Annotated in this window: 11 protein-coding genes; 4 read left to right on the forward strand and 7 right to left on the reverse strand. The window is 70.9% G+C overall.

The genetic code is table 11. The features are described 5' to 3' along the window. Positions 1–16 precede the first annotated feature (16 nt). Positions 17–778 (reverse strand): (2Fe-2S)-binding protein, encoded by a 762-nt coding sequence (locus ACKTSN_RS05270; protein WP_409467998.1) that lies wholly within the window; start codon positions 776–778, stop codon positions 17–19. Positions 779–989: 211 nt separating this feature from the next. On the opposite strand from ACKTSN_RS05270, the gene ACKTSN_RS05275 reads away from it, so the two are divergent. After that, positions 990–2,120: a DMT family transporter gene (locus tag ACKTSN_RS05275; RefSeq protein ID WP_409467999.1), complete on the forward strand. Its 1,131-nt coding sequence runs from the start codon at positions 990–992 to the stop codon at positions 2,118–2,120. Here ACKTSN_RS05275 and ACKTSN_RS05280 read toward each other — a convergent pair. Then, positions 2,110–3,258: a transglycosylase family protein gene (locus tag ACKTSN_RS05280; RefSeq protein ID WP_409468000.1), complete on the reverse strand. Its 1,149-nt coding sequence runs from the start codon at positions 3,256–3,258 to the stop codon at positions 2,110–2,112. The two genes, ACKTSN_RS05275 and ACKTSN_RS05280, sit on opposite strands and share 11 nt — an antisense overlap. A 303-nt stretch (positions 3,259–3,561) precedes the next feature. Between ACKTSN_RS05280 and gndA the strand changes: the two genes are divergently transcribed. After that, entirely contained in the window at positions 3,562–5,001 is a 1,440-nt protein-coding gene (gene gndA, locus ACKTSN_RS05285) for an NADP-dependent phosphogluconate dehydrogenase (RefSeq protein ID WP_409468001.1), read from the forward strand. A gap of 513 nt (positions 5,002–5,514) precedes the next feature. Here gndA and ACKTSN_RS05290 read toward each other — a convergent pair. The 3 genes from ACKTSN_RS05290 to panD are packed head-to-tail and all read right to left on the reverse strand — an operon-like array spanning position 5,515 to position 6,971. Then, positions 5,515–6,162, reverse strand: a complete 648-nt coding sequence (locus ACKTSN_RS05290; protein ID WP_409468002.1) for an aspartate/glutamate racemase family protein — start codon at positions 6,160–6,162, stop codon at positions 5,515–5,517. A gap of 18 nt (positions 6,163–6,180) precedes the next feature. Beyond that, positions 6,181–6,528 carry a GNAT family N-acetyltransferase gene (locus tag ACKTSN_RS05295; protein ID WP_409468003.1) on the reverse strand — a complete coding sequence of 116 codons (348 nt, stop codon included), beginning with the start codon at positions 6,526–6,528 and terminating at the stop codon, positions 6,181–6,183. 23 nt (positions 6,529–6,551) lie between these two features. Continuing rightward, positions 6,552–6,971 carry an aspartate 1-decarboxylase gene (gene panD, locus ACKTSN_RS05300; RefSeq protein ID WP_409468004.1) on the reverse strand — a complete coding sequence of 140 codons (420 nt, stop codon included), beginning with the start codon at positions 6,969–6,971 and terminating at the stop codon, positions 6,552–6,554. A gap of 66 nt (positions 6,972–7,037) precedes the next feature. Between panD and ACKTSN_RS05305 the strand changes: the two genes are divergently transcribed. Then, a complete protein-coding gene (locus ACKTSN_RS05305; RefSeq protein WP_409468005.1) occupies positions 7,038–8,300 on the forward strand; it encodes an IS701 family transposase in 1,263 nt (420 codons plus the stop codon). A gap of 735 nt (positions 8,301–9,035) precedes the next feature. Beyond that, positions 9,036–9,206: a hypothetical protein gene (locus tag ACKTSN_RS05310; protein ID WP_409468006.1), complete on the forward strand. Its 171-nt coding sequence runs from the start codon at positions 9,036–9,038 to the stop codon at positions 9,204–9,206. A 51-nt stretch (positions 9,207–9,257) separates the two neighbouring features. Here ACKTSN_RS05310 and ACKTSN_RS05315 read toward each other — a convergent pair whose 3' ends face one another. Beyond that, complete coding sequence (locus ACKTSN_RS05315; protein WP_409468007.1) at positions 9,258–11,816, reverse strand: hypothetical protein; 2,559 nt, start codon at positions 11,814–11,816, stop codon at positions 9,258–9,260. Between the two features lie 214 nt (positions 11,817–12,030). Next, a complete protein-coding gene (locus tag ACKTSN_RS05320) occupies positions 12,031–12,216 on the reverse strand; it encodes a hypothetical protein (RefSeq protein WP_409468008.1) in 186 nt (61 codons plus the stop codon). Positions 12,217–12,374: the final 158 nt, after the last annotated feature.

A 12,374-nucleotide genomic window follows, 5' to 3' on the forward strand; every position in this document is an offset into this window, starting at 1 on the left:
GCTGGTTCCCTCATGGTCACCCAGATGTGGCGCGTGGGGAAGAGCCCGGGGGCCAGGTGAAGCAGCAGTCGCCGCACAGTCCACCGCCGGGCACCCGGTAGTACAGGCAGCAGCTGCGGCGCCGGAAGGCAGTGCCCGTGAGCGCGCCGGTTGCGGTGAGGCGGGGGTGGGCGAACAGCTCGCCGGCCAGTGCGCGGGCCCGGGCGGCGGCCTCGGTACGGCCGTTCGCGCGCGCCCAGCGGTCCAGCTCGCGGACGGCGCCCGCCAGCGCGGATCCGGCGTTGCCCCACAGCAGCCCCGCCGCGAGCCGGTGGCGGGCACGCAGAGCGGCCGCCAGCGGTTCCAGGTGACCGTGCAGCACGACGTCCACGACGGTCGCCGCGTCCCCCGGCAGCGGGCGCACCTGAGCGAGCCACAGGTCGTCGGGTGCGCTCCCCTCGGCGTCCCAGTGCAGCAGCCGCGGGTCGAGGTCGGGGACGCTGCCGTACAGGACGGCGCAGCCGAGCGCAGTCGACCACAGCCGGGCCACGAGCCCGAGGTGCGCCACCGAGGCCGCGATCCGCAGCTCGGGAGCTCCCAGCGCGGCCGCCACTTTTCGGATCCGGACGCCGAGGGGGTCCGGATCCGATGTCGACGGGTCGTAGGCCTGCGCAAGTGTCGGCAGCGAGCTCACGGAGACTGTCCGCCCGCCCACGACCGTGCGCAGGACGAAGAAGCCGCCGAGCGGGCTCAGGCCGGCGAGATCGGGGTCGAGGTCCACGAGGAGCAGTAGTACCAAGTCCCCTAGGGGTCGGGATCAGGGGGTCTCCGTCCCGGTTCGCCCACCCTGGGGATGACCGGGGGGCGTTCGTACTCCATCGGCAGTAGGACTCATTCGGTGCTCAGGGACGACGACGGGGAACAGGGCGAGCGGGCATCGTGTTGGTCATGGAAGCCGACCGTTCGCCGCACCGGGCCCAGCGCCCCAGCCTCAGGCAGAGGAGCAGCTCATGAGCGCCCTCGCGTTGTCCGTGTTCCTGTCGCTGGTGTCCGCTGTCGCGTACGCGGGCGGGGCGATCGTGCAGGAGCGGGTCGCGGTGTCGTTGCCGGGCGGTCAGTACGCGCCGATGCGCCGGCCGGGCTGGTGGGCCGCGGTGGCGCTCAACGGTTTCGGCGGGCTGCTGCACGTGGCGGCCCTCGCCTACGGTCCGCTGAGCGTGGTGCAGCCGCTGGGGGCGCTGACCATCGTGTTCGCGCTGCCGATGGCGGCGCTGTTCGTGGGCCGCAGGGCCGGTGGGACGGCCTGGCGGGGCGCTGTGATGGCGACCGTCGGCCTCGCGGGTCTGCTGTCCCTGGTCGGCACGTCCGACTCGCGGTCGCTGGACGGGGCACAGCAGGTGTCCGTGTTCCTGGCGACCGCCGCTGGGGTCGCCGCGCTGATGCTCGCGGCACGGGCGGTCCGGCATCGTCCGGCGGTGCGCGCCCTGCTCCTCGCGACCGCGTCGGGCATCGCGTTCGGCATGTCCTCGGTCTTCACGAAGACGGTCGCGGTCGACTGGACCGGCGGGGTGTCGGGCGCGGATCTGCCGTCCCTGGCCGCTATCGGCGTGTTCGCCGTCTCCGGTCTGCTGCTGTCCCAGGCCTCGTACCGGGGCGCCGGCCTCGCGGCTCCGCTGGCCACGCTGACGGTGGTGAACCCGGTGATAGCAGCCGCGGTGGGCATCACGATGTTCGGCGAAACCTTCCGCTACGGCGCCACGGGCACCGTGCTCGCCCTGAGCTGCGGGGTGGTGGCGGCGGGCGGTCTGATCCTGCTGACGACGGAGCGCATCCGGCATTTCGACGACTCCGACAACGCGGAGCTGCTGCCCGAGCCCCTCACCGGGCAGCTGTCCGGCATCGTCGCCCCGGCGAGGCCCGCCGACGAGCCCGCCACCGCGTTCCTCGAGGGCCTCCCCGAGAAGCCCGCCGCACACCGGGAGGGCGGCGTCTTCCTGCCGAGCCCGGTCACGGAGAGCAGGTACGGCAACGACGCGCCCGTCGGTCCCGCCGACGGGACCGCGCCCTACTACTCCTCCCTGTACGGCGCCTCGTACATCCCGTTCCCGAGCGTGGAGCAGCGCGCCGGGGTCAGATCCTGACCCCACCGGCCCGGAGGTACGCCACCGGGTCGACGTCCGTACCGAAGCCGGGCCCGGTCCGCACCTCGAAGTGCAGATGCGGGCCCGAGCTGTTGCCGGTGGACCCGACACGGCCGATCCGCTGTCCGCCGCCCACCGGCTGGCCGGCCTTCACGGAGATCGCCGACAGGTGCGCGTACTGGGTGTACCGGCCGTCGGCGTGCCGGATGACCACCTGGTAGCCGAAGGAGCCGCCCCATCCGGCGGTGACGACCCGGCCCGCGGCGACGGCCTTCACGGAGGTGCCGGTGGCCGCGGGGAAGTCGACGCCGGTGTGGTAGCCCTTCGACCAGCTGGAGCCGGCCGCCCGGTACGGGGTCCCCAGGGAGCCGCTGACGGGGGCGACGAGGGAGTCCTCTCGTCGGTCGTCTGCGTCGTCCGAAGCGGTCGTCTTCGGCCGGGACTCGGGTGCCGCCGGTGTGGTCGGCGCGGGCGCCGGGGCAGCCGTGGCCTTGGCGCGCAGGTTCAGCCGCTGGCCCGGCAGGATCAGGTCGGGGTCCGTCCCGATCGTTCTGCGGTTGGCGGCGTACAGCCGTTGCCAGCCGCCCTGGACGCGCTGCTCCTCGGCGATGGTGGAGAGCGTGTCGCCGCGGACGACGGTGTACATCTCGGCGGTTCCTGCGCGCGACTGGGGCGTGGTGTGCGGCCGTACGTCCGCCACGGAGCTCTTGGCGGCCCGGGTCGAGGTGCCCCCGCCCGGCCGGATGTCGGGCGTCTCGCCACCGCGGTTGAGTCCGGCCCGCACCGAGCACACCGGCCAGGCGCCGGGCCCCTGCCCGTCGAGCACCTTCTCCGCGACGGCGATCTGCTGGTCCCTGGTGGCCAGATCCGCGCGCGGCGCATAGGCCGTACCGCCGTACGCCTCCCAGGTGGACTGACTGAACTGCAGTCCGCCGTAGTACCCGTTGCCGGTGTTGATGTCCCAGTCGTTGGTCGACTCGCACGCGGCGACCTTGTCCCAGGTGTCCATGTCGGCCGCCTGCGCGGCACCGGTGCCGACGAACGGGAGGGCCATTCCGGCGCCGCCCGCCGTGACGGTGAGCGAGGCGCGGTTGATCCTGTTCGGCTGATACCGGCGGTGCCGGCCGCGTAAGGCCATGGAAGTGCCCCCTCGACAAGCGTCAGGAGGGCCAAAACTAAGGGTCCCGAACAGGCCATGACAAGACGGCAATCAGCCGCCCGGTCAGGCCAAGTGGCGCAGAAGGCACCCCCGTTGACGGGTTCGAGCGCGGTCCGCTGAGCCACCCGGCCTCTCCCGTACGTACTGAGCCCCGTAGGGTCGGACGTGCGGTCGGCGTTTCGGCACGTCAGGATGGCCCGGGGGGCGATACTGACGGCACTACCGGCACGATCGGCAAACACGATCTACGGGATCCACTGGACCCCTTGAGGAGCAGGCGGAATGAGCACTTCAGCCCAGATCGGCGTCACGGGTCTCGCGGTCATGGGCCGCAACCTCGCCCGCAACTTCGCGCGCAACGGCTACACGGTCGCGGTGCACAACCGGACGGCGTCCCGGATGCACGCGCTGGTGGAGGAGTTCGGAAGCGAGGGCGACTTCGTCGCGGCCGAGACCGCCAAGGAGTTCGTGGCCGCGCTGGAACGGCCCCGCCGCCTGGTCATCATGGTCAAGGCCGGCGATCCGACCGATGCCGTGATCCAGGAGTTCGCCCCGCTCCTGGAGCCCGGCGACATGATCATCGACGGCGGCAACGCCCACTTCGCGGACACCCGGCGCCGGGAGCGCGAGCTGCGCGAGCGGGGCATCCACTTCGTCGGCACCGGCATCTCCGGCGGCGAGGAGGGCGCGCTGCACGGGCCGAGCATCATGCCGGGCGGTTCGAAGGAGTCGTACGAGTCGCTGGGCCCGATGCTGGAGAAGATCTCCGCGAAGGCGGCGGACGGCGCGCCGTGCGTCACGCACGTCGGTCCGGACGGCGCCGGGCACTTCGTGAAGATGGTGCACAACGGCATCGAGTACGCCGACATGCAGCTCATCGGCGAGGCGTACCAGCTGCTGCGCGATGTCGCCGGGTACTCCCCCGCCGAGATCGCGGAGATCTTCCGCACTTGGAACACCGGCCGGCTCGACTCCTACCTGATCGAGATCACGGCCGAGGTGCTGTCGCATGTGGACGCGGCCACGGGCAAGCCGTTCGTGGACGTGGTGCAGGACCGGGCGGAGCAGAAGGGCACCGGCCGCTGGACCGTTCAGATCGCGCTGGACCTGGGTGTTCCGGTCTCCGGGATCGCGGAGGCGGTGTTCGCCCGCTCACTGTCCGGACACGCGGCGCTGCGTGAGGCGTCTCGAGACCTGGCCGGCCCGAAGGCGTCCCCGCTGGACAAGGCGGAGGCCGGTGCCTTCGCCGACCGGGTCGAGCAGGCGCTGTACGCCTCCAAGATCGTGTCGTACACCCAGGGCTTCCATGAGATCGCCGCGGGCAGCGAGCAGTACGACTGGGACATCGACCTCGGCCAGGTCGCCTCGATCTGGCGCGGCGGCTGCATCATCCGCGCGGCGTTCCTGGACCGGATCCGCGCCGCCTACGACGCCCGGTCCGATCTGCCGAGCCTGCTGTCGGACGAGACGTTCGCCCAGGAGATCGCGGCGGCTCAGGACGACTGGCGCGAGGTACTTGTCGCCGCCACCCGGCAGGGCGTCCCGACGCCGGGCTTCGCCGCGGCCCTCGCCTACTACGACGCCCTGCGCGCCGAGCGGCTGCCCGCCGCGCTCACCCAGGGCCAGCGGGACTTCTTCGGCGCGCACACCTACCGGCGCACCGACCGGGACGGTTCGTTCCACACGCTGTGGGGCGGAGACCGGTCGGAGGTGGCGGGCTGAGCGCTCCGCTGGAGGTCCGGTACGCCACGTGCGGGTGCGTCGTGGCCGGGGCCGGTCCTGCGGTACGGCAGTGGTGGGCGGCCTCGTGGTCGCCCACCACGCGTCATGGGCGCTCATCGCCCTTCGTGGTGCGGCCGCTCAGGAGAGCGGCGGTCCGGGCTCCGGGTTCGGGACGGGCTCCGGGCCCGGGGGGATCGGGGAGGGGTTGGGTTCCGGGACGGGGCGGGGCCCCGGCGGCGGCTCGGGAGCCGGAGGCGGAGGGGTCGGCCCCGGGGCCGGGGGCGGTTCCGGAGTCGGCACCGGGTCGGGGTGCGGCTCGGGGTGATGGGGATCCGGTCCGGGAGTGGGACCCGGCGGGACCGGATCGGGGTACGGATTGGTCATGATGTCCTCCGCCAGTCGGTGAACGTCGGCTGTGGACTACTCCCCGTCTACCCGGGGCCCAGCGCCGCCAGTCACTCGCCGGAGTCACCGCGTGGCCCAGGTGGACCCCTGGGGTCCGTCCGGACGACGTCAGCGCGACAGCCCGGTCCGCGCCGCCCGTGCCCCCGCCGCCAGCCCCGGGCGCGGGCTGGACAGCACCGGGACCGATGTCGTCGTCAGATGCTGGGCCGGGGCCATGGAGGGCTGGGCGAGGACGATCGCGTCGGCGTCGGTGACCTCGTCGGCCGCGGTGGCGACGAGACGTGCGTAACTCTCCGTGTCGCCCGCCTCGAACCGCTGCCACGCGCCCTCCACCAATCGGGGCCGTACCTCGACGGAACGTCCGGCGCGGCGGGCCTCCTCCTCGATCAGCGACACGGTCGGCCCGAACGTACTCTCCAGCGTCCCGAGGACGACGACCCGGGACCCCGCGGCCACCGCGGCGGCCGCCATCGGACGGTCACCGCGCAGCACCGGCACCCCGACGCCGACGCCGGCCGTCTCGGCGACGCCGCCGAGGGTCGAGCAGGTGCACAGCACGGCCCGCGCGCCGTCGGCGACCGCCCGCTCCAGGACCGCGCGCAGGTCGTCCGCCACCGCTTCGGGGCCCTTGTCACGGGCTCGGTCCAGCAGTTCCTCGTCGACGAAGTGCCGTAGTTCCAGGCCCTGGTGGTCCTCGTCGCGCAGGGCGTCGAAGACGGGGACGTGAACGGGTGAGGTGTGCAGGAGAGCGAGCATGTGTGAGGGCTCCCTCTTTCAGAACCGGCCGGGGTGCGCGGACAGCCACTGCTTCGCCGCCCGCAGCAGCTCCGGGTCGGCCGCCGGGGCCTCCTCGGGGTGGCGTTCCGCCCACTTCACAACGTACGGGCACAGCGGGGCCACGACGATGCCCTCACGCTTCGCGATGGCGTACAGCTCGCGCGCCAGCGAGCCCGCGATGCCCTTCCCCTCGTGCGCCGGTTCCACGATGGTGTGCACGGGGACCAGGGCGCGCCCCGGGGCTTCGAGGACGAAGTACTCGATGTGGCCGACGACTTCGCCGCCGTCCCCGAGGGCCTCGAGGCGGCCGGTCGCCCGGTCGTCGCGGATCTCGATGTCGCTCATGGGTACGCTCCTGGTCGGAAAGGTCAGGCCGACACGGCCTGCGGGCTGCGCTCCTGGTCCGAGCCCGGCACCGGTGCGGACGGGTCGGCCCCCAGGGCCACGATCCTGTTGTCGCGGTCCACGTGCACGACCCGCGGCTTCAGTGCCCGCGCCTCGGCGTCGGTGACCTGAGCGTAACTGATGATGATCACCAGATCGCCGGGATGGACCAGACGGGCCGCGGCACCGTTGATACCGACGACGCCCGAGCCGCGCTCACCCTCGATGACGTACGTCTCCAGCCGGGCGCCGTTGGTGATGTCGACGATGTGCACGAGCTCACCGGGCAGCAGATCGGCGGCGTCCAGCAGCTCGGCGTCGATGGTCACCGATCCCACGTAGTGCAGGTCGGCCTGGGTGACGGTGGCTCGGTGGATCTTGGACTTGATCAAAGTTCGCAGCACTTTAGTAGGGCTTTGTTAGGTACCCCGATTGATCATCGTCAGGTAGATTGTGATGTTCTGTCAGGTGTGACACCTGAGGAGATGGAGACGGTCCGCCCGCGCCTGGAGGCGTTCGCGGCGGAGATGCTCGGTTCGCTGGCGCGTCGGGACCAGCGGGCCAAGGGCGAGCTGTATCTGCGCGGGCTGATGCTGGACGGCAAGCGCAAGTCCATGCAGCCGATGGCCGAGCGCCTGGGCGTGGACCACCAGCAGCTGCAGCAGTTCGTCTCATCGTCCACCTGGGACTACTCCAAGGTCCGTGAGCGGCTGGCCCGTTGGGCTGCCGCGCACATTTCTCCCGAGGCGTACGCGATCGATGATGTCGGCTTCCCCAAGGACGGCTACGACTCACCGGGGGTGGCGCGGATGTACTGCGGCGCCCTGGGTAAGCGCGGCAACTGCCAGGTCGGCGTCAGTGTGAACCTGGTCAGTGACCGTGCGTCATCGGCTGTCGACTGGCGCCTGTTCCTGCCCGAGAGCTGGGACGACACCAAGTACGGCGAGGACGCGCTGATGGCCGAGGCGATCCGGCGCCGCCGCGCCAAGGCGGGAATCCCGGACACCGAGCGGCACCGGGAGAAGTGGCGCCTGGCGCTGGACATGCTCGACGAGGTGCGCGACAACTGGGAGTTGCCCGACCTTCCGGTCGCCGCCGACGCCGGATACGGCGACGCCACCGGCTTTCGCGAGGGCCTGACCGAGCGCGGCCTGACCTACGCGGTCGCGGTCAAAGCCACCACGACCGCGCACCCCGGCAATGCCACACCCCAACGCCCGCCGTACTCCGGGCAGGGCCGCCCTCCCGTGTCCGCCTACCCCCAACCGCACACCACCCTGCGCGCCCTGGCCCTGGCCGTCGGCCGAGCGGCCACCCGCACCGTCACCTGGCGCCAGGGCAGCAAGGCCACCAGACGCAACCCGAACGCCGAGATGCGCTCGCAGTTCCTGGCCCTGCGGGTCCGACCGGCCAACCGCACCATCCGCCGCGCCGCCGACGGCTCCCTGCCCGACTGCTGGCTGCTCGTCGAGTGGCCACCCGACTCCGCCGAGCCAACCGACTACTGGCTCTCGACGCTTCCCGCCGACACCCCACTGCGCGAACTGGTACGAATCGCCAAGACCCGATGGCGAGTTGAGCACGACTACCGCGAGCTCAAGGACGGTCTGGGCCTGGACCACTTCGAGGGCCGCAACTACCTCGGCTGGCACCGCCACGTCACCCTCGCGTCCCTCGCCCAGGCCTTCTGCACCATGCTCAGGCTCGACCCAAAAGCCCCTGCGCCGGCCTGACCCTCTACGCGGTCCTCCGCGAACTCCAGGCCCTCCTGGCCACCTGGACCGGCGCCTGCTCGATATGCGGCCAACCCGCACCAGCACCCGAACCCCACCACAGGACCTAACAAAGCCCTAACTCCTAGAAGACGGCTCCCTGCCAGCTTTCTGCAGGTCAGGGGCGTCCTTCACTGTACATCGGCATGCCTTCGGCTCGAAGACCTCTAGGAAAATCGTGCGTTGCTGTGACCGGGCTTCCCGCCTGCGCATTTCTGCGCCAGCCAGGCTGCCGCGAAGCCACCGACCAGGCGCACGCGCGAGGAACCGTACGGGACTGATGCTGAGTGGATGCTGACTTACCTGACGTCTCATCAGGCATGTCGAGAGTCGGCGGCATTGGGCCTGCTCGGGGGTGATTCGATCCCGGCTCGCGGGCGAGTGCGAGAGCGGGACGGGAGAGCCGACCAGCACGCTCCCCCACCACACGATCGAGCGCTTCCGCGTCATTTCCCCTCTTCGCCATGCCCAAGGCGCATGACAGTCTCGGATGACAACGGTTACGGGTGCGAAAGATGTTCACCTGGTTGTCCGTGGCCCATCGGCCTCCAACTCGTCCATGAAGTGCCGAACTCGTAGTCGCGGAGCTGGTCGCCACCGCCGTCCTGCACGGCCGCGTGCACGGCCGCTGCTTCCAGCTCACGCCGTCCTCGACCCGACCGCCCACCGCCTCCGCATCAAGGTCAGAACGCCTGCTTGGACCTCCACCCGCGACCTCTCCTGGCGAACACCGAACCCGACGCGCTCCAGACCGGCGACCGTGGCCTGGCGCTTCTTGCCGCCCTCGCCGACCACTGGGATACCGTCCCCCACCCGCCCTGCGGCAAGACCGTCCGGGCGGTGCTGACGACGCCGGTCGAAGCATGACGCACACGGCTTCGCCCTCGCCCCGTCGCGGGCGCCGGAAGGGATACCGACTCACCGCCGGTAACGCCAGATCTGCCGCAACCGCAGAGCCTCCACGGCCCGATGAGTCTCGAGCTCCGCATCAGGGACGGGCTCCCGGCCGAGACCGAGGCGCACCTGGCGATAGAGCCGGTGCGGGGCGGCTACGGAATTATCGACCAGTGTGGACAGGAGCGGCTCGTCAGCCGGTGTGCCCCGGTCCGCCACGACAAGCAACGCGACCTGGTCGTCGGGGTGCAGGAACGGGAGCTGCCCACCCGCCCGAAGACGGAGGTCGCCCCAGCTCAGGGGAGTGCCGTCGGTGCGGGCCAGTTCTTGGAGGATGTCGCGGACCGTGGGGGCCAGCTTCTCGATCCTGTCGGCCGGCAGGCGGTCGTCCTGCGGTGGCTCGGCGGTGCGTCCCGTCCGCGCCGATGTGTTCCGCGAGGCGGCGGCCGCCTGGGCGGAGCGCTCGGCGGACTTTCGGTCCTCCAGCCTGCTCCGCCACCGCTCGACGAGCTTGGTTTCCGCGGCGGGCAGTGGTCGGGCGAGCTGATCGCGATGTTCCCCGATCTCGTCGAGCAGCCGCAGCAGGTCCTGGGTGGGCCGGTGCCCATGGGTCCGGTCCAGCTCACCGAGCAGGCGCCGGATCTTCCTGAGGTTCGGATCCTTCTTCTCGACCGGCTTCGGTGCAAGGGCCTTGGACGGTTTCGGGTCGGGAGCGACGGCCCGACGCTCCGCCTTGGCCGAGGTGACGGTAATGGGGCGGCCGATCAGACCGATGAGGAGGTCCAGGACGCGGTCGCCCTCTCCTAGCCAGTCACGGAGGGCCCTCCTCTGGGAGCGGACTTCTTCGTACCGGCGGAGATGCTCTTCTCCTTGCCGAATCGCCTGTGCCAGGCGCTGGGCTCGCGTCCCCTTCGTCCGGGCCCGGGTCCTCGCCGCCTCCTCCAGCTTCTCCCTCATCTCCGCGCGTCTTCGGTGTGCCTGCTCCACGTCGCTTGCGAAGGGTGCCCGCTCCCCGGCGGCCGGCCGCTTCGCAGCGGACGGCGGAGCGACCGACGCGCGTGCCCTCCGGTGTCCGTACGCCTCGTGCGTCTTCCTGGTCTCGGCCGCCGCCCACTGCTGCAGGGCGAACTCCGAGGCCGGTTCGGCGGCTCCGAGGCGTTTCAGCACCTGGCCCAGGTACCAAAGGGGCCTGCCCAAGTGGGTGACGACCAGGACGCTCAGCAGTGGGTGATCGGGCACCCGCGGCCTGTCCACCTCGACCAGCAGTTCCTGGCGCCCGGGGTTCGGCAGGTCGTGGACCCACCTGCCTAGCCTCTCGGCCAGAACGCTCCACGTGATCGTCGCACCCTTCGCCGCGACCTCCTCCAGTACCTTCGTGAGCTCGTCGGCCGCCTTTCCCGGTGCGGTCTCCGGCGCCTTGGGCCCGCTGGGCGCGGATTCGGTGAGCGGGGTCCGCTCACAAGCGCTGGAGGCGCGGGCCGCCGGGACGTACTTCTCGTCGAGCGCGACGCTGGGACGCCACAACCCGGTGCGTTCTGCCTCCAGGCCGTTGAGCCGTACCAGGGTGTCGGCGCGGACCGCCCAAGAGGAGCCGTTTCCCTCGACGACGTCCGTGACCAGCAGCCGGACCGAACCCGCGAGCTGGTAGACGTACTGGTCCGTGGGAGGCGGCACCGTGTCGGGCAGGGACAGGTGGGCCCGAACGATGCGGCTTCCCGCCGGCTTGACGAAGCCAGGAATCAGGCGCCTGCCAGGCATGTCCAACGGTGACGAGGCCAGGGGTGCCGCTTCCGTGTCCACCGCGAACACGACCTGTCCGCGGGGAAGGACCACGCTGCCGGGAAGCGGCTCGCGGCCGATGCCGTCGTCGCGGATCGCCCCCTCGGCACGCAGCTCCTCGAGCGCGGGCGTGACGAGGCCGCTCTCGGTCATCCGGCAGTGCTCCAGCGGAACCCAGGGCGTCTTCTTCCCGTCGGTCGCGGTGCCGATGAACACGCGACGGTCATTGCCCTCGGTCTCGCACCGCACGAGAAGGGCGTACCCGCGACGCGCCATCATGTCGCGAGCGAGCGCGTCGTCCCGGCCGAACACCCACTCGATACGGCCTTCCTTCGCACCCAGACTGTCCGCCGCCTTGCGCCAGCTCCGGTAGTCCTCCGAGTGCAGCTCGAACCGGAGATGCGTTCTCGTGCGACGCAGCCGGAAGTCCACGGCATCGCCGTGGCAGTGCCCGAAGCTGCGCAGTTCACCCTGGGCCGCGTACCCCTGTCCGGCCAACCAGCGAGTGACATGGGTTTTGACGAACAGGTGGTCGGCGCCGTCCGCGCTGTGGCTGGTCCGGTGGCACTCCCCGCGGCCGGGGTCGGCTTCGTGGGCGAAGTGACAGACCCTCGTCACATACCGTTTGGGACGCAGCGGTTCTCCGCAGCCGCCGAGCAGCGTGCCGCACCAGAAGTCGTCCCTCCCGAACTGGTGGATGAACTCATCTAAGTTATGCGGTTGTTCAGGAAGGATCACCGGCTGGTCCGAGTCGCGGCCTCCGATGACCGCGGTCTGGATGAGGCGGGTATCGATCTGCCCCAACTCTGGATCCTCCGATGAAGAAGTGAGACGACCATCTCGAGAGACAAGGGGGTGAGACAAATTCTGACACGCGTCCATCGACAGCACCACATGCCCTGAATGCGAAAAAACCGGGTCCGGGCAGAAGCTCAAGCGCTCGGAAGTCCCCCGCCCCCGAACACCGCGCGCCCGCTCCGCGCGGCGCCGCTCACAGCTGGAGCGGTGGTGCCGGTGATCATCCGATGAGGGTGCGCAGGGCCGGAACGCTGCCGCCGGCGCTAGACACACCCGCGATGGCAGCCGCCGCGACCGGGGCCCCGGTGAGGACCGTCAGACAACCGATGACCATGCCAATGACGACGGCTGCCAGGAGGACGACGGCAATGTGTAGGGACAGGAAGGTGTCAGGTGGAGGGGACATGCCTCGACTCTGGCCCTCTTCACCACTCTGACCTGCAGGCATCGAACGGATCCGGCGAACGCCGATCACTCACGCAACTCCTCCATACGTGGTGGGTGTTCGGCCGAATCCCACCGAACGACCGCGTCCCGCAGGGGTTGTACGAGACTGTTCCGTCA

Origin of the sequence: Streptomyces flavusporus (assembly GCF_046267975.1) — a bacterium.
GTDB classification, from domain to species: domain Bacteria; phylum Actinomycetota; class Actinomycetes; order Streptomycetales; family Streptomycetaceae; genus Streptomyces; species Streptomyces flavusporus.